We start from the raw sequence: 20,522 nt of genomic DNA, 5'->3' as shown, positions 1-20,522 counted from the left end.
GCGTTGCACCTTGGCACAGCCTGGAATACAGTCGAGGGGCAGAACCTGCATTTACAAGGTCATTCCTCAGATATCGCCCAGGGATTGTCGTTGAACTTCGATAGCAAAGACATGGCATGCGTAGGCGTCTGCTTCGGGACGCCAGAGGCCCCATGCTTGAGCACTGTTCCAATCCGCGCCGCGACCTTTTCCGTGACCAGCATTTGCCGCGAACCCAGGGCCGATGAGGCAAACGACGTTCGGCTCCCTGCCTCCCAGTCCTATTTCCTCATGCTCTACCTGGAGGACGCCGAACACGCCGACATTCGGGCGGATGGCTCCTGTACTGAGGTTCGCCACTTCGCGCGCGGTACGATCTGCCTCGTGGATCTCGCGGACGGGGCGGGCATTCGCCTCAACAGTCGGCTGCGCTCGCTCGCCTTTGTGCTGCCCAAGGCCCTTTTCAACGAGACTGCGGAACTATCGCCGGAAATCGGGCGACGACGCCTGATCTGCCGTCGCGGCGAACCGGATTCAGCGCTTCGCAATCTCGGTACCGCGCTGCTTGCATTTTTTGCCGGCACCGGAACGGCGCCGGCGCCCCTGCGACCCGTAGCGGTCGCCATCTGCGCCCACCTCCTGCACCGGTATGGCGAGCCGATCGAGGAAAGCGTTGGCAAGGCGCAAGGGGCTCTTATGCGGGAAGAACCCGGAACCACGCTACGGCCAATCGCCGCGCAGATCGGCAGGGCGAAATCACACCTTGCCGACCATGCCCTCTCGCTGGAGGACATTGCGCATGCGTGCGATTTCGACGACCTCGGACATTTTGAGAGGGTATTTGTCAGTGAAACTGGCGTTACGCCTTCAGTTTGGCGGCGACGAGGCCTCCATTAGTCCAATTGCTTCAACGAAGAGAGTTGGGCAATCTTTCGTTCGCCAGTTAGTTGGGAGTGCACGATGTACAGGGAGTCCGCCCCAGAAAAGACCCAGGAGCCGGACGCCATACGCCGATCGATCGTCGATGCGTCTCCCATCTCCATAATGCGATTGAAGTCCGATCGGGAAGACTTGGCACCAAGCCCGGCCAACGTGCGCGAGGACGCCTTTAGCATTATCACGCAATTGCGCGACTTTCGGTTACATCGGCTTTGGCGTGGTAAGTCGCTGATTTTCGAAGGCGGCCACCCCGAGGGGGCGCTTGCCATCACGGACCTGCGCGAGGAATGGCGCTGCCATCATCTATCGCCCTTCGACAACGTGCGCTTCCGGATTCCCTTTCGGCATGTGCGCGACTTCGCCACCGAAATCGGGCGGCCCGACCTCATGGGCTTCGAATGCCCTCCTGGTACAGTCGACACCGTCATTCTCGGCCTCGCCCACGCGCTGCTGCCCGCGCTGGAGCGGCCAAAACAGGCCAGTCGGCTATTCATCGATCAAGTCACGCTCGCCATCATGACACATCTCGTGCAGAAATACGGCGGGCTGTATTTTCCGGGCGAGCGCAAGGGCACGCTGGCTCCCTGGCAGGAAAAGCGCGCGCTGGAGTACCTGGCCGCGCAGCTCGACGGAAACCTATCGATGATGGAGCTCGCAAAAAGCTGCGAGCTGTCTCGGAGCTACTTTATACAAGCCTTCAAGGCGAGCTTCGGCCGCACACCACTACGCTGGCTCACCGAATACCGCATCGCCCGCGCCAAGGAATTGCTGCTCCAGGATATGCCAATCGCCGAAATCGCCATTCGCTGTGGCTTCGCCGACCAAAGCCATCTGACCAGAAGCTTTTCCCTGATAGCGGGCATCACGCCCGCTCGTTTCCGGCGTGACCGGCGCACCTGAATCGGCCAAACGGGAGCGACCGTTGGCTGCATGGAACGGACGCCTTGTAAGATAAACACGACGAACAAGCCTCCGCCCCCGGCTCAACCTTGGCGGCGCAACCGGCGATAAGTTCAGGGAAAAACGTCCGGACGTCCACAGAGTTAGATTTCGCTGCTTAAACGTGAGAATCTTCAAAAGGCAGACATTCCCGACAAGAAACTGCAGTGGAATAAACGCAATATTGGAGAAACAGTCCCGCAACCGGCAACTGATCTGGGAGAAGCCGATGATCCTGGCAGCCACGCCGCCGTCCCGCAGCCTTCTGATCTCACCTATCTTAGCGCCGTCCGCCCACTCGACAGCCAGTTCGTTGATCGAGTGACCTTGCCGGCAGCTTGGCGCCCCCCTTCGCAGGTTTTTACCCGCTCCTTTCCCCTGACATTGGCGCCGTCATCTGCTGCGCGGCGGCATGTCGATCCTGCCATTTTCCTTCTGGGCTCCGCGACCACGTCAAGCGCAGGTATTGGACGCCGGGCAGCAACTCCATAGATAGGAAACCCGTATAATGCCTACACGGCGCAATTTTCTCGGTGCAACCGCCGCCGCTTGGGCAGGGCAACCGCGACACACGCCCAACAGACTGGAGACACCTCGATGACGCCCGACCTGATCCTGCACAACGGCCTTGTCACCACGCTCGACCGCAGCAACCCGACGGCAAGCGCGGTTGCCATCAAGGACGGAAAGTTCCTGGCCGTCGGCGACGACCGGACGATCATGGCGCTGGCCGGCGCGGGCACCCGGGTGATCGACCTCAAGGGCAAGCGCGTGCTGCCGGGCCTCAACGACAACCATACCCACGTCGTGCGCGGCGGCCTCAACTTCAACATGGAACTGCGCTGGGACGGCGTGCGTTCGCTCGCCGATGCGATGGCGATGCTGAAGCGACAGGTGGCGATCACGCCGGCACCGCAATGGGTGCGCGTCGTCGGCGGCTTTACCGAACACCAGTTCGCCGAAAAGCGGTTGCCGACGATCGACGAGATCAATGCGGTCGCCCCGGATACGCCGGTGTTCCTGCTGCATCTCTATGACCGGGCGCTCTTGAACGGCGCCGCCCTCAGGGCGGTCGGCTATGGCAAGGACACGCCCAACCCGCCGGGCGGCGAGATCACCCGTGACGCCAACGGCAACCCGACCGGGCTGCTCCTGGCCAAGCCCAATGCCGGCATCCTCTATTCGACCTTGGCCAAGGGACCGAAACTGCCCTTCGACTATCAGGTCAACTCCACCCGCCACTTCATGCGCGAGCTCAACCGGCTCGGCGTCACCAGCGTCATCGACGCTGGCGGCGGCTTCCAGAACTATCCGGATGACTACGCCGTCATCCAGAAGCTGTCGGACGACGATCAGCTGACCGTTCGCCTGGCCTACAATCTCTTCACCCAGAAACCGAAGGAAGAGAAAGAGGACTTCCTCAACTGGACCTCGTCGGTCAAATACAAGCAGGGCAACGACTACTTCCGCCACAATGGCGCCGGCGAGATGCTGGTGTTTTCGGCGGCCGATTTCGAGGACTTCCGCCAGCCGCGCCCGGAGATGGCGCCGGAGATGGAGGGCGAGCTCGAAGAGGTCGTCCGGGTGCTGGCCGAGAACCGCTGGCCCTGGCGGCTGCACGCGACCTATGACGAAACCATCAGCCGCGCGCTCGACGTGTTCGAGAAGGTCGACAAGGATATCCCGCTCGACGGCCTCAACTGGTTCTTCGACCACGCCGAGACGATCTCCGACCGGTCGATCGACCGCATCGCCGCGCTTGGCGGCGGCATCGCCACCCAGCACCGCATGGCCTACCAGGGCGAATATTTCGTCGAGCGCTACGGCCACGGCGTGGCGGAAGCGACGCCGCCGATCAGGCGCATGCTGGACAAGGGCGTCAACGTTTCCGCCGGCACCGATGCCACCCGCGTCGCCTCCTACAACCCCTGGGTCTCGCTGTCGTGGATGGTGACCGGCAAGACCATCGGCGGCCTGCAGCTCTATCCGCGCGCCAACTGCCTCGACCGCGAGACGGCGCTGCGGATGTGGACCGAGAAGGTGCAGTGGTTCTCCAACGAAGAAGGCAAGAAGGGCCGGATCGAGACGGGGCAGTTTGCCGACCTGATCGTGCCGAACAAGGACTACTTCGCCTGCGCCGAGGACGAGATCTCGTTCCTGACCTCGGAGCTGACGATGGTCGGCGGCAAGGTCGTCTATGCGGCCGGCGACTTCGCTTCCCACGACGAGAACCCGGTGCCGCCGGCGATGCCCGACTGGTCGCCGGTTCGCAGCTTCGGCGGTTATGCCGCCTGGGGCGAGCCCGATGGTGCCGGCAAGAACTCGCTCCGGCGCACGGCGATCACCGCGTGCGGCTGCGCCAGCAATTGCGGTCTGCATGGTCACGACCATGCCGGCGCCTGGACGTCAAAGCTGCCGATCGCCGATCTCAAGGGCTTCTTCGGCGCACTCGGCTGCTCCTGCTGGGCCGTGTGACGACGGTGGAAGGGCGCAAAATGAAAACGATCGTCGGCGCCGCCGCATTGGCGGCCTCCATCCTGATCACTTCGTCGGCCGCACTCGGCGACGATGGTGCACCCGCAAAAGATAACAAGCGACCCTCCTGGGCGAAGGTGGTTGTGAACCAGCCACCGCCGAAGGCGGGCGCCTATTACAAGGGAGTATCCCGGACCACCTTCGGCAATCTCGAATGGCCGCAGACCCGATGAGGGACTAGAGTCCCGCTTTCAAGCGGAATACTGGAAGCGGAAGGTGCTCTAGAAACAAAGTGCCAGAGCCATCCGGCCCGCTTCCGGTGCGTTGTCGGGAGCTTTATTCGGAAGTCGATTTCGCGGTGTGGTGGTGACCGGGCCGGCATCTGGGCGGCGAAAACCACGCCATCCGTGTGACCGTCACAAGGAGATGCGAAAGACCTTGGAGTGGCGTCGCCTATCTCGATTATTGCCAATATCGCAATTCAATCGAAATGATTATTGCACTTCAGCGGCACAACCCGGTCGGCTACACCTGTTGTCACCAAACCAGTTCACCCCAGACCGGCCAAGACCGGGCACCGACGCCCCGCTTGCCAACCAGCTTTAAGAGGAGAAAATCCATGTCCAGCAAACTCGAAGTCCTGACCCCCGCAAACAGCCAGCTGATCTTCATCGACCAGCAGCCGCAGATGGCCTTCGGCGTTCAGTCGATCGATCGGCAGGTCCTGAAGAACAACGTCGTCGGTCTCGCCAAGGCCGCAAAGGTCTTCAGCATTCCAACCACGATCACCACCGTCGAGACCGGGTCCTTCTCCGGCCACACCTATCCCGAACTGCTCGCCGTCTTCCCGGAAAACGACATTCTCGAACGCACCTCGATGAACTCCTGGGACGATCAGAACGTCCGCGACGCGCTCGCCAGGAATGCCGCCAACGGCCGCAAGAAAATCGTCGTCTCCGGGCTGTGGACCGAAGTCTGCAACACCACCTTCGCGCTCTCCGCTCTCCATGACGTCCCGGACTACGAGATCTACATGGTCGCCGACGCCTCCGGCGGCACCTCGGCCGATGCGCACAAATACGCCATGGACCGCATGGTCCAGGCCGGCGTCATCCCGGTGACCTGGCAGCAGGTCCTGCTCGAATGGCAGCGCGACTGGGCGCGCAAGGAAACCTACAATGCCGTCACTTCGCTGGTGAAGGAGCATTCCGGCGCCTACGGCATGGGCATCGACTACGCCGTCACCATGGTTCACAAGGGCGACGAACGCGTCAGCCACGGCAAGACGATCGGCCCGAACCCGGCGAAGTGAGCATCACTGGGTCCCCTGGTTTGTCGCCAAGACGGACCAGGGGACCCGCATCGTCCTGTCAAGACTCGTTTTCATCGGCGCACCGCGGGATCAGAGCTCGCTTCACGCCATGCCAGGTGACACCAGCGTCGACGGTTTCGTTATCGCTGCAATCGAGAATGTCGCCAGGACTCAAGCAATAGGGGGCAGCGGCATACGATGCTGAACATACTTCGCGGGAAAAGCAATTCACTGGCACTGGCGTTCATTTCCGGGTTCGCTGACGCACTCTTCTTCATTCACTTGGGTGGCCTTTTCGTCGGGTTGGTTACCGGCAACGTCGTGCTCCTCGGACTCGGACTGGTCGGTCACGAAAAAGGCGGCCTGCGCGATCTTCAGATCATGACCTTCCCGCTCTTCATGGTGGGCGCGGGCCTGGCCGCCATCCTCGTCGCCTGGATCAAGCCTCTCGAGCGCGCGACATTCTGGACGCTCATCATCGCCGCGGCCGCGTTTGCAACGGCCGCCCTTCTTGCGATCTTCGATGCCGGGCTAGTATCCGCATGCGCCCTTCTCGCCGTCGTCGCTATGGGGATGCTGACGGCGATCGAGCGTCTCGACCCAAGGCTCGGCCCACCGTTTTCGCTCATGACGGGCAACATCGCCGGCCTCGCAGTCGCTGCGGCCCGTCGCGTCATCGGCTATACCGAGAAGCCGGAAGAGTGGGGGCAGTCGCTGACATCGATCATTCTGGTGTTCGGCTTTGTGATGGGGTGTGCTGCCGGCGCGTTTGCGCAAGTCACGGTGGGCGTTGCGGGAATGCTCTTCCCGGCTCTCTTGCTGCTCGTGGTCGGCCTTTTCTATTCACCGCAAAACACGAAGAAGCCGGGCTGAACGATGGCCGCTGTCGTTTTGCCGCCTCCAAGCGTGATCTCGAAGGGAGGCCAGCCTTGTCCGCGATAGCCGCTTTCAGCCTGCCCCCGCGCGATCGTAACGAGGTCAACCGCGGCTCGACCTCCCTTGAACTGATGTTCGATCTTGCCACCGTCGTGGCGGTGGCCGCCGCCGCCCATGGACTGGCACAGGACATCGAAGCCGGCGAATTCGCGCCCGGCGTCGTCCGCTTCGCCTGCAGCTTTTTCATGGCCTGGCTGGCCTGGGCGAACTACACATGGTTCGCCTCGGGCTATGACAACAAGTCGGCCGCCTTCCGTGTGGTGACGATGGTCATCATGTTCGGATCGCTTACCCTTGCCGGAGGGATCCGAAGCGGCCTCGGCGATGAGCCGCATTGGCTCGTCCTCATCGGTTTCAGCATCATGCGACTGGGCATGATCGCCCTGTGGCTCGGCGCGGCGAACGGGGATCGGCATGCCCGCCCGGCGGCCCTGCGCTACGCGGCCGGGATCGGCGGCATGCAGGTTTACTGGAACACCCTGATCGTCACAGTTTCCCCTGAAGCGCCGCTTTACTTTCCGCTCTTTGCGCTCGGCGCCGCTGGCGAACTGGCCGTACCGCTGCTGGCCGAGCGCGGGACCGCCAGCAACTGGCATCATGGTCACATCATCGATCGCTACAACTCGTTCAATATCATCGTCCTTGGCGAATGTTTTGCCGCCATCGCCTTGATTATCTCGGATCCCGCGACGCCGGAACTAAGGCATTTCTGGTGGGCGGTCCTGTGCTCCATCATCGCGTTTTCGATGTGGGGACTATACTTTGACCGCAACGAACAGCTGCTCAGCCGCAAACCTGGCATCGTTCTGACCTGGGCCTACGGACATTGTCTGCTTTTCGCGGCTGGGGCGGCGACGGCCGCCGGCTTTACGGTGTTTCTTAGCGTCGCCCGCGATGGGACCGTTTCGCAACAGCTTGCCGCTCTCGCCTTTTGCATACCGATCGCGATGTACCTGACCGCCCTCTGGCTGGTCCGCGACCGGGCGTCCAAACATGGCTCGATGCACTGGCTTCTCTTGATCATGGCGGCGCTCGTGCTCGCAAGCAGCACGTTCGCCTCCCACGCTTTGGAATTGATCGCAATGTTGCTGGCGATCACCGTAACGATACGCCGCCGACTATATCCGGCAAGCCTGCATGCGGGCGGCGAACGCGACTGAAATCGGCGCAAGCAAAGGGTGGATTAAAAGGATGGGGGATCCGAGGGCGATATCGTTGTCAGCGACCATTTTTACGCGCATTCAGGGATTTCGATCCTCAATCATGCCGCTCCTTTTTGCATCCGGTCTACTGACGGCATGTGTCACCGGGCCTGAGCGTATCTCGGTTCCGGCAGAACAGGCTTCGGCTGTGCAAATCGAACACGTGGACCTTGCCCGCTTCTGGGGAGACGAGGTCACGCCCACTCTACGTTCGCTCATAGCGCAACAGTACAAGCAGACCCACGATGCGGTTCGCTCAGGGCGTCGCCCGCGCACCGCCGTCAATCATGTCGACTTTCTTGCCATTTCGGGCGGAGGCGCCGACGGCGCGTTTGCCGCCGGATATCTGACGGGCTGGAGCGAGAGGGGCAATCGACCGCAATTCGAGGTCGTGACTGGCGTCAGCACGGGCGCTTTGGCGGCTCCCTTTGCTTTCCTTGGGCCGTCCCACGACCGGGAATTGCGCGAAGTGTTCACGCAGTATGGTGACCGCGATATCTATAGAAATCTCGGCCTGTTCGGCGTGATGGGCCGTGGTCTCTACGATAATGGGCCGTTGCGGCAATTGATCGGTCGCTATCTCACCGAAGAAATGGTCACGGAAATTGCAGCGCAGTACCGCATCGGCCGGCGTCTGCTGATCCAAACCACCAACATTGATGCCCAGCGTCCTGTTGTCTGGGACCTGTCCGCCATCGCGGCCAGTGCGCGCGCCGATCGTCGAGAGCACATGATCGACGTCCTGTTGGCGTCTGCGGCCATACCTGCGGTGTTCCCACCGGTTCGGATCGATGTAAGGCTGGACAGTCAAGCCAGGCAGGAATTGCATGTCGACGGCGGGACCGTGGCGCAGATCTTCTTCGCCCCTCCCAATATAGAGCTGTCGGGATATGAGAAGCGCTACTTTGGTCATGCCCGCTCGCGAACACTCTATCTGATCCGCAACGGGCGATTGACGCCCGAGTACGCCGCGACCGAAGAAACAGCGCTCGGGATCGCCCGCCGTTCGATCGAAACGTTGATCAAGTATCAGGCGATTTCCGATCTGGTGCGCCTGCAGCTTCAGACGACGGCCGCCCGCGGTCAGCTTTATTACGCATCGATTCCGGATCAGTTCACACTGAGCCCGAAATCCGAATTTGATCGAAGGTACATGCAACAGCTTTTTGCCGCCGGTCACGACGAAGGCCGTCTTGGGCGGTGGCGCAAGCAGCCACCGCTTACGCCGGTGCAAGCGGCCGAGCAGCGCAATCCTGGCTGACGTTCGTCAATGCCTGCAGCCTGGATCGCGGGCTGCAGCGCTCCTGGCTGCAGCCGCCGACATCTGCTCAGCTGCCGTCGGTTCCAAAGGCGGCGATTGCCGCCAAATTGACGATGTCGGAATCGCGCGCATTGAGCGGTACGATCTGCACCGATCTATCGAGGCCGACCAGAAGCGGACCTACGACGGTCGAACCGCCTAGTTCCTGCAAGATCTTTGTCGAAATCGAAGCTGAATGCAGGGCCGGCATGACCAGGACATTGGCCGGACCTGACAATCGGCAGAACGGATATTGCTGCTGCATCAGGTGATGATCGAGCGCAACATCGGCTGCCATTTCGCCATCATACTCGAAATCCACCTTGCGCATGTCGAGGATCCGCACGGCCTCTTGCACGCGCTCCGAACGCTCACTCTGCGGCTGGCCGAAGGTCGCGTTGGCGAGCATCGCGACACGCGGTTCGTAACCCATGCGCCGCGCGAAACCAGCCGCTCCCTCCGCAATATCTGCCAACTGCTCGGCATTGGGCAAGTCATGGATGGAGGTGTCCGCCACGATAACGCTGCGCCCGCGGCTCAGGGCGATCGAGACCCCGATAACGCGTTGACCCGGGCGCGGATCGATCACCCGCCCGATATCCTCCAAAGCGGATGAGTAGTGGCGCGTCAGGCCGGTGACCATGGCGTCGGCGTCGCCAAGCGCCAGCATACTGGCCGCAAAGTGGTTGCGATCATTGTTGATGAGGCGTTGGCAATCGCGCAGCAGGAAGCCTTTGCGCTGTAGCCGCGCGTAGAGATGCTGGGCATAGCTACCGCTGCGAGGCGAGAGCCTCGCATTGGTGATCTCGATGGCGTTGCTGGTAATATCGAGGCCGGCGTTGTTCGCTGTTTCACGGATGCGATCCTCACGACCCACGAGGATCGCCGTCCCGAGCTCCTGATTAACGAATGCGATTGCCGCGCGTACGACACGCTCCTCCTCGCCTTCCGCAAAGACGACACGCTTTGGCTGAAGGCGCACGCGGTCGTAGATGCGCTGGAGGGTCGAAGCGATCGGATCGCGGCGGGCGGACAACTCCTGAGCGTATTTTTGCAGATCGTCGATGTTGCGACGTGCGACGCCGGTCTCCATCGCAGCCTTCGCGACGGCGAGCGGAATTTCTGAAATGAGACGCGGGTCGAACGGTACCGGAATGATGTAGTTGGGGCCGAACTTCGGCCGGTTGCCCTGATAGGCAGCAGCGACTTCGTCGGGCACGTCCTTGCGGGCAAGTTCGGCCAGCGCCTGCGCGGCCGCCACTTTCATGGCCTCATTGATGGTCGTCGCCCTGACATCCAGCGCACCGCGGAAGATATAGGGAAAGCCCAAGACATTGTTGACCTGGTTCGGATAGTCCGAGCGGCCCGTGGCCATGATGGCATCGTCGCGGATTTCTGCGACTTCCTCTGGCGCGATCTCGGGATCCGGATTTGCCATGGCGAAGATGATCGGGTTTTTCGCCATCGACAGCACCATGGCCGGCGTCAGCGCTCCCTTGGCAGAAAGACCGAAGAATACGTCGGCGCCGTCCATCGCTTCGGCCAGCGTGCGCAGCTTCGTATTCACCGCATGTGCGGATTTCCACTGGTTCATGCCTTCGGCGCGACCTTCATAAACGACGCCCTTGGTATCGCACAGAATGACGTTTTCCGACGGAAACCCGAGGGACTTGATGAGTTCGACGCAGGCGATCGCCGCCGAACCTGCCCCATTGCAGACAAGACGCGTCGTTTTCATGTCGCGTCCGGTGATGTGCAGCGCATTGATCAGCCCTGCGGTCGCGATGATGGCGGTGCCATGCTGATCGTCATGGAAGACCGGGATATCCATTATCTCGCGCAGGCGCTGCTCGATGATGAAACAGTCCGGCGCCTTGATATCCTCGAGATTGATGCCGCCGAGGGAAGGACCGAGGAAGCGCACACAGTTGATGAATTGCTCAGGGTCCGGCGTATCGACCTCGAGGTCAATCGAGTCGATGTCCGCGAACCGCTTGAACAGGACCGATTTCCCCTCCATCACAGGCTTTGATGCGAGCGCCCCGAGGTTTCCGAGGCCGAGAATGGCGGTGCCGTTGGAAATCACGGCCACCATGTTGCCGCGCGTCGTGTAATCGAAGGCGCGTGAGGGGTCTTCTGCTATCGCCTTGACGGGCTCGGCGACACCGGGCGAATAGGCCAATGAAAGGTCCCGCTGCGTCGCCATCGGTTTGGTCGGCGTGATCTCGAGCTTGCCGGGACGCCCCATGGCATGAAACTCAAGCGCCTCGGCGGCGGTCACCGAGGCTGCGGCGTGGATTCTTTTCGATGACATCAGTTCGTTCCCTTCGCCAATATGAATACGATCGGCAGCGACTGCCGCTAGCGATGCTTGAAGTTGGAAAACCGCGGCACCGGTCGCGGTTGCACCGGCAAGTTCAAGCGCGGGTCAGGCGCTCACGGCGAGCCGCGATGAAACGACGATCTCAGTGCCGGTGGTGGCTCTGACGTCTTCGATCGTCACGGCATCGGCAAGTTCAAGAACCTCGAATGCAGCGGCATCGCCGCGCAGCGGCTTGAAGACGCCGAGGTCCGTGATGACGAGACCGACGACGCCCTTGCCCGTCAGGGGCAGCGAACAATGCGGAACCAGCTTTGGTTGAATGGAGCCCGTCTTGTCCTTTGCGACATGCTCCATAACCACTACGACGCGCTTGACGCCGGCCACCAGGTCCATCGCCCCACCCATGCCCTTGACCATCTTGCCCGGGATCATCCAGTTGGCGAGATCGCCATTGGCCGCCACCTCCATGGCGCCGAGGATCGAGATGTCGATATGCCCGCCGCGGATCATGGCGAAGCTGTCGGCAGACGAGAAGAAGCTGGTCGTCGGCAGCGCGGTGATGGTCTGCTTGCCGGCGTTGATCAGGTCGCCGTCCTCATCGCCCTCGAAGGGGAACGGCCCCATGCCGAGCATTCCGTTCTCGGATTGCAGTTGCACGCTGATGCCGGGTGCGATGTGATTGGCGACCAGCGTGGGAATGCCGATGCCGAGATTGACGTAGAAACCGTCCTGCAGTTCTTTAGCGGCGCGCGCCGCCATCTGATCGCGAGTCCATGCCATCGGTCAGTCCTCCTAAGCCGCGGTCCGCGGTCTGGTCGTGCGTTGTTCGATGCGTTTTTCGGGATTGGCGACGTGCACGACGCGGTCGACATAGATGCCGGAGGTATGGATCCCGTCGGGGTTCAGATCGCCAGCCGCCACAAATTGCTCGACCTCAGCGACCGTGAAGTCTGCCGCGGTGGCCATCATCGGGTTGAAGTTGCGGGCCGTGTAGCGATAGATCAGGTTCCCTTCACTATCGCCCTGCCAGGCATGCACGATGGCGAGATCACCGCGCAGCCCCTTTTCCATGACATAGGTTTCGCCGCCGAATTCGCGGGTCTCCTTGCCGTCTGCGACGATGGTGCCAACGCCGGTGCGCGTGTAGAAGGCCGGGATGCCGGCGCCGCCGGCGCGGATGCGCTCCGCAAGCGTCCCCTGCGGGGTGAACTCGAGTTCGAGTTCGCCCGATAGGTACTGCTGTGCAAAGGTCTTGTTCTCACCGACATAGGACGAGACCATCTTGCGGATCTGGCGCGAGTCGAGGAGGACGCCGAGACCGATCCCGTCGACGCCGGCATTGTTGGAGATCACGGTCAGGCCGGTCACGCCGGATTCGCGGATCGCCAGGATCAGGGCTTCCGGGATGCCGCTCAGGCCGAAGCCACCCGAGAGGATCGTCATGCCGTTCTTGAGGCGACCGGCCAAGGCCTCGGTCGCGCTGCTCATTACCTTCTTCACGGATGTACTCCCTTGTCGATGCGCGGCGCTGCCGCTAGCCGTTTGAGGCGAGATGGTCGCGATACCGGATCGCGTTGCGGACGTAGCGCCCAGCGGATGCCTTCAGACGTTCGGATTCCTCGGCCGAAAGCGTCTTCACAAGCTTTGCCGGCGAGCCGAGGATCATCGAGCCGGGCGGGAACGACTTGCCTTCCGTGACCATGGCGCCCGCCCCGACGAGCGAGCCTTCGCCGATCTCAGCGCCATTCATGACGATCGCCCCCATGCCGATGAGCGAGCCGTTTCCGATCGTGCAGCCATGCAGGATGGCGCCATGGCCGATGGTGCAGTCCTCGCCGATCACCAGGGGAAAACCCGGATCGGTATGGAGGATCGCGCCGTCCTGCACATTGCTGCGGGCGCCGACGTCGATCAGTTCGTTGTCGCCGCGCAAGACCGCGCCGAACCACACACTGGCATCCTTTCGGATGCGGATCCTGCCGATGACCTGAGCATCCGGCGCGATCCATCCGAAGTCTTCATCCAGCACCGGCTTACGGTCTTCGAGATCGTAGAGGGCCATTTCACACTCCCATGGTAACTGTGGTCCGATGCGCGGGGCCGCCGTCGCCGCGGCCCCACCGCCGTCAGATCTTCGAGGCGAGTTCCGGGGTCGCAATGACATCCAGGTCGTCGACGGCCTGGCTATCGGCGAGCGGGCTGCCGGCAAGCACCGCCTGGAGACGGGCCTCATCGAGTTCGCCCTCCCACTTCGCCATGACGATCGCCGCAACGCCATTGCCGATCATGTTGACGAGGGCGCGTGCCTCGCTCATGAAGCGATCGATGCCGAGGATGAGCGCCATGCCGGCCACCGGGATTGCCGGCACCACCGAAAGCGTGCCGACAAGGGCGATGAAGGAGGCGCCGGTGACGCCCGATGCACCCTTGGAGGTGAGCATGGCGACCCCGAAGATTGCCAACTGCTGACTGAGCGAAAGGTCCGTATTGGTCGCCTGAGCGACAAACAGGGCTGCGAGCGTCATGTAGATGGACGACCCGTCGGTGTTGAATACGTAACCGGTCGGCACGACCAGACCGACGACGGGTTTGGCCACACCGGCATTCGTCAACTTTTCCATGAGGCTCGGCAGCGCTGAGTCGGACGACGAGGTGCCGAGCACGATCAGGATCTCTTCCTTGATATAGGCCAGGAACTTGATGATGCTGAACCCGGCCCACCAGGCGATCAGACCGAGGACACCAAGCACGAAGATGATGCTGGTGAGATAGAAGGTGCCGATCAGGAAGGCTAGCGGTCCGAGCGACGACACGCCGTATTTGCCGATGGTGAAGGCCATGGCGCCGAACGCGCCGATGGGGGCGAGGCGCATGATCGCATTGATGGCACCGAACACGAGATGCGAACCGGCCTCGATGACATCGCGGATCGGCTTGGCGCGATCGCCGAGATGCGACAGGACATAGCCGAACAGAACCGAGATCAGCACGACGGGCAGGATATCGCCCTGCGCGAAAGCGTCGACCACGGTCTTCGGCACGATGTTCATGAGGAATTCGGTGACGGATTGCTCCGCCGCCTTGCCGGCATAGACATTGACGGCGTCGGCATCGAGGGTGGCGGGGTCGGCGTTGAAGCCGGCGCCGGGCGTGAGCACGTTACCGATCACCATGCCGATGGCGAGCGCCAGAGTCGAGACGACCTCGAAATAGAGAAGGGCCTTGCCGCCGACGCGGCCGACCTTCTTCAGGTCGTTCATGCCCGCAATGCCCGAGACCACGGTACAGAAGATGACGAGCGCGATCACCATCTTGATCAATTTGATGAAGGTGTCCCCAAGGGGCTTCATCTCGATGGCCGTTTCGGGCCAGAAATGACCAAAGACGATCGCGATCGCGATGCCGATCAGAACCTGTATGTAGAGTATCTGATACCAAGGCTTGCGCGGCTTTGGCGTGGTGGAAGCATGCGTCATGAAAGGTCCTCCCTTCGGAACGAGCAGGATTGCCGCGACGGGCAACCCGTCACGTGAACTGGCATCGAATTTTCGAGATAGCGGCCGCTTGCCTTACGGCGGCTGGGTCGTCGGCATCACCAAGAGGATCGTCGCCGGTCGGTCCGTCGCATTATAGAGCTTCCGGCTTTCCGCCCGTGCAATGCGGCAGGAATCCCATGGCTGCAAAACGACCTCCTCGTTGCCGTTCGAAACCGTGACCTTGCCGTCGAGAACGACGTAGAGTTTTTCGACGGGCGAACTGCTAAGGGTCGTGCCGCCGCCGGGCTCCAACGTCGACACTCCGAGCCAGGCCGTATCGGACGGCCCGGCCTCGAGACCCTGCAGGCGAACCATCCTCATCTTGTCGTGGCCCGGCGCCTGGTAGGGCGGAGCATCCGTGAACTTGACCACGTGCACGGCCTCACGCTCCCGGAACGAGCACGATGCGGTCGCGCGAGGACGCCATGACGGCCTGATAGGCTTCGTGGGCGTTCTCGAACGAATAGATCGCGGTTTCTACAATGGGAAACGGCTTGAGCTTGCCGGCGGCAAAGCCCGGCGCCATTTGTTTGAGGATCGCGCCCGTCTCGACCGAGTTCAGCGAAATCGTGTCGATGCCGACATAGGTGTGCTGCCCCTTGTAGAAGGCAAGCAAGTCAAAGTTGACGAAACGGTCGATCGCCGAGATGAAGATCGCCCGGCCCCGCACCGCAAGCGACTTCTGGCCGATCTCGTAGAACGGGTCGCCGACCGTGTTGTAGACGATATCGGCGCCCTTTCCGTCGGTCAGTTCGCGAACTCGCGCCGGCACATCCGTCTTGTCGGCGGCAATGACCTCGATCGGCGCATTGGCGTGCCCCTGATAGGCCTCGTCCCGGCGCACGACGCCGATGACGCGCGCCCCTCGCCAGGTTACGATCTGGGCCGCCGCCTGCCCGACCTTGCCGTTGAGGCCGAGAATGAGCACGGTCTCGCCGGCTGCGGGCAATCCGGCCCGTTGCAGACCCTGCCAGGCCGTGACGAAGGGCACGCCGATCCCTGCGGCCGCCTTGATGTCGATGCCGTCGGGAACTTCGACGACGGCGTCGGCCTCGACGATCATGTGGCTCGCCTGCGCACCGTCCAGCCGGATGCCGAGGTCACCGGACGAACCGAAGACTCGCTTTCCAATCAGCTCCTGGGGCCCCGCCACTACCTGGCCCGCGAAATCGCGGCCAGGCGTTCGCGGAAACACCGCATAGGGCATCAGGCCCGTTGCCGCCTTGGCATCGGAGGGATTGACGGCCGCCGCATGGATTTCGACGAGCACCTCGCCTGGCCGAAGAGGCCGCAGCGGATGCGTCTCGATGGGGAGCTCGATCGCGTCGTAGCTCGGCGCCTTGGCATGGAGACGCAGGCCCCGCACCGTCGATGCCGCTTTAATGTTCAAATCTTCGTTGTTCATCATCAAGGCCTCCTGTCACGCAGCTTCGCGCAAGCCGAGAATGCGGCGCGCTTCGGATGGATTGGCGATCTGGGCCCCCAGATCTTCGGCGATGCGGCGCGCTTTCTCGACGAGGGCCGCATTGGAGGGCGCAAGTACGCCGCGTTCGATATAGACGGCGTCTTCGAGCCCGACCCGGACATGGCCGCCGGCCAGATAGGACTGGGCGACCATCTGGAAGGCCGAGCGGCCGATGCCGATGGCGGTGAAGGCGGCGTCGGCCGGCAGCAGCCCGCGGGCATAGAGCACGGTCTCCGGCGACGGCTGGAAACCGTACTTCACGCCCATCACGAAGGAAGTCAGGAGCAGTCCCTTGAACGTGCCGTCGGCGATCAGGTCATGAAGCAGGGCGATATCGCCGGAATCGAACAACTCGATCTCTGGCTTGACGCCGGCGTCAGCGATCACCTTCGCCATGCGGCGGATATTGGCCGGCGTGTTGATGACCACCTGTCCGCCCGAATTCATAGTGTTGAGATCGAGCGTGCAGATATCGGGTTTCAGCGCGACGATATGCTCGACACGGAGCTCCGGCACCATCAGCGTCGTACCCTCGCCCGCGATCTTCGGATCATGCTCTGACGGTACGAAGCGGCCGCCCGGCCCCGTTGTCAGGTTGATGATCAACTCGGAATTCTTCGCACGGATGCGATCGAGCACCTCGCGGTAAAGATCGAGTTCCATCGACGGACGCCCGGTCTTGGGATCGCGGACGTGGATATGGGCGATAGCCGCCCCGGCATCTGCCGCTTCCAGCGCGGAATCGGCAATCTGCTTTGGCGTGATCGGCAAATGCGGCGTCTGCTCCGGCTGGGTAATATTGCCGGTGATCGCGCAGGTGATGAACACTTTCGACAGCGGTGCGCGTGTCATGGTTTCCTCCCGTTTACCTGGCTAGAGCATCCCGCTCTCAAGTGGAATCACTCGAAGCGGAAAGATGCTCTAGAATCAAAGTGCTAGAGCGTCCTTTGTGCGTTCGTCTGAACGCACGGCGCTCTAGAGCGCCCGGCCGCCGTCGACTTGGATGATATGCCCGGTAGAGTAGCGGAGCATGGTGGCGCAGGCGGTGATCGCCGCGGCAATGTCTTCGGCGGTGCCGATGCGCTTCAGCGGCGTCGAGGCCTTGACCTTGTCGTTAAAGTCGGCGCCGCGGCCCGGAACAAATTCGGTATCGACGACGCCCGGCGAGACCGCCAGCACTCGGATTTCCGGCGCAAGCGCCCGCGCCAAAGCCTTGGTCATGACGTCGATGCCGGCCTTCGCCGCACAATAGGCGATGGATGAACCGACAGCGGTGAAGGAGGCGATCGAGGAGATCGACACGACCAGTCCGTCGCCAGATGCCTTCAGCAGCGGCGCAAAGGTACGAATGGTCGCGAACTGGCCGCGCCAGTTGACTTGCAACATGAGGTCGATGAGTTCGTCGGTGAGCCCATCGAGGTCGGCATGCGGGACGGGTTTGGTGAAACCGGCGGCATTGACCAGGATGTCGAGGCGGCCGTGTTTCTGTTCAAGCGTCGCGCGAAGCGCGATGAGTGAAGCCGTGTCGACGACATTCGCCACATAGGCGGCGTGAGGCGCGCCGAGTTCCTTGATCAACGCTTCGGCCGCCAGCGTATCACGCTCCGTGTCCATATGCGTGACGACGATCGTCGCTCCTGCCGCTGCGAGCATGCGGCTGGTTGCGGCGCCGATGGCGCCGGCGCCACCGACGACGAGTGCAACCTTGCCTTCGAGCGAACGGGGATAGGTTTCGCGTTTCAGCTGTTCTGTGTTCGACATGAGATACATCCGTTTTCTTATGTTGGGGTCAGCGGATCGGCGGAGCCGGAAGCTTGGCTTCGCCGCATTCCATCACGAATTCATAGGCAAGCCGGTACCAGGGGCCGGTCACATCGGCAGCCGGCGGCGCGCCGGCGCCTTGCGTGAAATCGCCGATCAGGTGGCGGGTGACGCCGAACACCACATCGCTTTCCAGATGCTCGTCGTCATCGACGAATATCTGGGTGATGAGGGTTTTGTAGCCCGGCTTGAAGCAGAGGAAATGCAGGTGCGCCGGGCGGTAGGGATGGCGGAGTTGCGCGCGCAGCAACTCGCCCACCGGCCCGTCGGTCGGCACCGGATAGCCCGCGGGCTTCACCGAGCGGAAAGAAATGCGACCCTGCGCATCGGTCCGGAATTTGCCGCGCAGGTTCATGTTTGCCTGGTCCGGGTCCTGGTTCTCGTAAAGGCCGGCTGGAGACGCCTGCCAGACGTCGATCTCGACGCCTTCGATCGGCTTGCCGTCGGGATCGGTGACGCGGCATTCAGCGAAGAGGGCCGGGCCGGGCGTCTGCGAGCGGATGATCGAACCACCGTTTTCGGTCGACGGCGAATGCATCCGCCAGAAGGGCCCGAGCAACGCCGCGGCGGTTTCCGTCGCGCCGTTCTGGCCGTTGTTCAGCAGGCAGACCAGGGTGGAAAAGCCGAGCGCATCGGAGAACAGCACGCCCTCATTGTGAGCGTCGTTGGTCGCCTGTCCTATCCGGTTGAGGAAATCGATCCCCTGCTCGAATTCATCCTCGCTGAGGCGGACTTCGCGGGCGAAGGCATGCAGATGCTTGACGAGCGATTCCATGATTTCTCTGAGGCGGGCGCTGGTCGCTCGCGACATCGCGTCGAGCACCACTCCCGTCACCTCCGCCTGATTTCCGATAACGTGGGTGGGCCTAGCTTTCGTCTCTGCTGCGTCCATGGGATCTCTCCAACTATGCAATCGATTGCATGTCTTTTAACGCAATCGATTGCATAATGTCAAGAGCATGAAGGAATGCTTTTTTATCGGGGACTCAAACAGAGGTTCGCTTCCCGTAAAGACCCGGATTCGCATGCAGGCGGCGCACGCCAGCGCTGTCCATATCGCTGAGGCAAGACGCGGCTCGCCCCAGAGACCACGCGCGCGGTACGGGATTCGATCTCGTGCAACGAAGCGGGAAGCGGTCATGCAGCTGATCGCGCGGGCGTGCGCCGATCGCCGTCGACGAACGCGGTCACAGCCGACCAAATCCAATTGCTTTCGGCAAAATGCCGCCTTTGCGTTCAAGCCGCCGGCAAGCCGGACCGCTATCTTTTCCAGCTGTCCGCTATTCCCTGGAGTAAAAGAAATGACGCCCATTCCCCTTCTGACACCCGACGAGCCATTGCTCCTGATCGTCGACCAGCAGGCTGGACTCGCCTTCGGCGTGGGATCCGGCGATCGCCAGTTGCTGGTCGGAAACACAGTGGCTCTTGCCAAAACTGCGCGCGTTTTCAACCTGCCGATCGTCGTGTCGACCTCCGCATCCAAGGTCTATAGCGGCCCCCTGATGCCGATGATCAGAAGCGTCATCCCAGACGTTCCGGTGATCGAGCGGCGCAACATGAATGCCTGGGAGGACGACGGCGTTCGTGACGCGGTCGTCAAAACCGGCCGCCGCAAGCTCGTCGTCTCCGGTCTCTTGACCGAAGCATGCGTCTCCTTCCCCGTTCTTTCCGCGCTTGCTGATGGTTATGAGGTCTTCGTCGTAGCCGACACATGCGGCGGCATCACCGCGGAGAGCCACGCCCTTGCGTTGCGAAGGATGGAGAAGGCAGGCGCGACGATGACGTCCTGGCTGCAGCTTCTCCTCGAGCTTCAGCGGGACTGGACGCGCAAGGAGACCTACGATGGTGCCCGGGCGATCGTAGAAGCGCATGCGGGCGGATACGGGATCGGACTTGCCTATGCGCGTGACATGATTCACCCGGTTTGATCAGATGGGACGTTGCGCGGGTGCCTCTCTGGACTTGCCCCGGCATCCAAGGCCCAGGACCAGCGAGCAACCGCGACCCACCCGCCCTGGCATCCGAGAGATCAATCGACGGAGTTCGGGACTCACCAACCCAACCTTTGTTTCATTTTACGCAATTCAATCGAAATGATTATTGCACTTCAGCGGCACAACCCGGTCGGCTGCACCTGGTGTCACCAAACCAGTTCACCCCAGACCGGCCAAGACCGGGCACCGCCGCCCCGCTCCAACCAGCTCAAAGAGGAGAAAGTCCATGTCCAGCAAACTCGAAGTCCTGACCCCCGCAAACAGCCAGCTGATCTTCATCGACCAGCAGCCGCAGATGGCC

General features: G+C 62.0%; 19 protein-coding genes and 1 pseudogene. 10 read left to right on the top strand and 10 right to left on the bottom strand.

All coding sequences use genetic code 11. The features are described 5' to 3' along the window. Positions 1 to 90 precede the first annotated feature (90 nt). From AC070A_RS21365 to AC070A_RS21330, 8 genes are all read left to right on the top strand, one after another. Entirely contained in the window at positions 91 to 876 is a 786-nt protein-coding gene (locus tag AC070A_RS21365; RefSeq protein ID WP_492383897.1) for a helix-turn-helix domain-containing protein, read from the top strand. A gap of 63 nt (positions 877 to 939) precedes the next feature. Then, positions 940 to 1,818: an AraC family transcriptional regulator gene (locus AC070A_RS21360; protein ID WP_246805952.1), complete on the top strand. Its 879-nt coding sequence runs from the start codon at positions 940 to 942 to the stop codon at positions 1,816 to 1,818. A 636-nt stretch (positions 1,819 to 2,454) separates the two neighbouring features. Then, positions 2,455 to 4,332, top strand: a complete 1,878-nt coding sequence (locus AC070A_RS21355) for an amidohydrolase (protein WP_492383896.1) — start codon at positions 2,455 to 2,457, stop codon at positions 4,330 to 4,332. Positions 4,333 to 4,352: 20 nt separating this feature from the next. Continuing rightward, on the top strand, positions 4,353 to 4,565 hold the full coding sequence (locus AC070A_RS21350) for a hypothetical protein (RefSeq protein WP_057252207.1): 213 nt from the start codon (positions 4,353 to 4,355) through the stop codon (positions 4,563 to 4,565). Between the two features lie 386 nt (positions 4,566 to 4,951). Further along, positions 4,952 to 5,644, top strand: coding sequence for a hydrolase (locus AC070A_RS21345; protein WP_425988092.1), 693 nt, complete (start codon positions 4,952 to 4,954; stop codon positions 5,642 to 5,644). Between the two features lie 198 nt (positions 5,645 to 5,842). Continuing rightward, positions 5,843 to 6,517 (top strand): DUF1275 family protein, encoded by a 675-nt coding sequence (locus tag AC070A_RS21340; protein WP_057252206.1) that lies wholly within the window; start codon positions 5,843 to 5,845, stop codon positions 6,515 to 6,517. A 56-nt stretch (positions 6,518 to 6,573) separates the two neighbouring features. After that, positions 6,574 to 7,740, top strand: a complete 1,167-nt coding sequence (locus tag AC070A_RS21335; protein ID WP_057252205.1) for a low temperature requirement protein A — start codon at positions 6,574 to 6,576, stop codon at positions 7,738 to 7,740. Positions 7,741 to 7,795: 55 nt separating this feature from the next. Beyond that, a complete protein-coding gene (locus AC070A_RS21330; RefSeq protein WP_162728168.1) occupies positions 7,796 to 9,043 on the top strand; it encodes a patatin-like phospholipase family protein in 1,248 nt (415 codons plus the stop codon). A 67-nt stretch (positions 9,044 to 9,110) separates the two neighbouring features. On the opposite strand, the gene AC070A_RS21325 is transcribed toward AC070A_RS21330, so the two are convergent. The 10 genes from AC070A_RS21325 to AC070A_RS21280 form a co-directional block, all read right to left on the bottom strand. Continuing rightward, on the bottom strand, positions 9,111 to 11,396 hold the full coding sequence (locus AC070A_RS21325) for an NADP-dependent malic enzyme (protein ID WP_057252203.1): 2,286 nt from the start codon (positions 11,394 to 11,396) through the stop codon (positions 9,111 to 9,113). 114 nt (positions 11,397 to 11,510) lie between these two features. Beyond that, positions 11,511 to 12,185: a 3-oxoacid CoA-transferase subunit B gene (locus tag AC070A_RS21320; protein ID WP_057252202.1), complete on the bottom strand. Its 675-nt coding sequence runs from the start codon at positions 12,183 to 12,185 to the stop codon at positions 11,511 to 11,513. Positions 12,186 to 12,197: 12 nt separating this feature from the next. Continuing rightward, positions 12,198 to 12,893 (bottom strand): CoA transferase subunit A, encoded by a 696-nt coding sequence (locus AC070A_RS21315; RefSeq protein WP_112996840.1) that lies wholly within the window; start codon positions 12,891 to 12,893, stop codon positions 12,198 to 12,200. Positions 12,894 to 12,939: 46 nt separating this feature from the next. After that, entirely contained in the window at positions 12,940 to 13,467 is a 528-nt protein-coding gene (locus AC070A_RS21310; protein WP_057252200.1) for a gamma carbonic anhydrase family protein, read from the bottom strand. A gap of 64 nt (positions 13,468 to 13,531) precedes the next feature. Further along, on the bottom strand, positions 13,532 to 14,881 hold the full coding sequence (locus AC070A_RS21305) for a dicarboxylate/amino acid:cation symporter (protein WP_057252199.1): 1,350 nt from the start codon (positions 14,879 to 14,881) through the stop codon (positions 13,532 to 13,534). A 93-nt stretch (positions 14,882 to 14,974) separates the two neighbouring features. Next, positions 14,975 to 15,319, bottom strand: coding sequence for a cupin domain-containing protein (locus tag AC070A_RS21300; protein WP_112996841.1), 345 nt, complete (start codon positions 15,317 to 15,319; stop codon positions 14,975 to 14,977). Positions 15,320 to 15,323: 4 nt separating this feature from the next. Then, positions 15,324 to 16,349, bottom strand: coding sequence for a quinone oxidoreductase family protein (locus tag AC070A_RS21295; protein WP_425988100.1), 1,026 nt, complete (start codon positions 16,347 to 16,349; stop codon positions 15,324 to 15,326). A gap of 12 nt (positions 16,350 to 16,361) precedes the next feature. After that, a complete protein-coding gene (locus AC070A_RS21290; RefSeq protein WP_057252197.1) occupies positions 16,362 to 17,258 on the bottom strand; it encodes a beta-keto acid cleavage family enzyme in 897 nt (298 codons plus the stop codon). A 123-nt stretch (positions 17,259 to 17,381) separates the two neighbouring features. Then, on the bottom strand, positions 17,382 to 18,167 hold the full coding sequence (locus AC070A_RS21285; protein ID WP_057252208.1) for an SDR family NAD(P)-dependent oxidoreductase: 786 nt from the start codon (positions 18,165 to 18,167) through the stop codon (positions 17,382 to 17,384). A gap of 28 nt (positions 18,168 to 18,195) precedes the next feature. Beyond that, positions 18,196 to 19,119 (bottom strand): dioxygenase family protein, encoded by a 924-nt coding sequence (locus AC070A_RS21280; RefSeq protein WP_112996842.1) that lies wholly within the window; start codon positions 19,117 to 19,119, stop codon positions 18,196 to 18,198. A 409-nt stretch (positions 19,120 to 19,528) separates the two neighbouring features. Between AC070A_RS21280 and AC070A_RS21275 the strand changes: the two genes are divergently transcribed. Both AC070A_RS21275 and AC070A_RS21270 read left to right on the top strand, forming a co-directional pair. Beyond that, positions 19,529 to 20,155, top strand: a complete 627-nt coding sequence (locus AC070A_RS21275; RefSeq protein WP_057252195.1) for a hydrolase — start codon at positions 19,529 to 19,531, stop codon at positions 20,153 to 20,155. Between the two features lie 292 nt (positions 20,156 to 20,447). Further along, positions 20,448 to 20,522: pseudogene (locus tag AC070A_RS21270) on the top strand (hydrolase); the annotation flags it as partial.

It is taken from the genome of Ensifer sp. GW101-20A05, assembly GCF_059424735.1.
The sequence above is the reverse complement of the archived record's forward strand: the minus strand, read 5'-3'. Positions and strand labels throughout refer to the sequence as shown.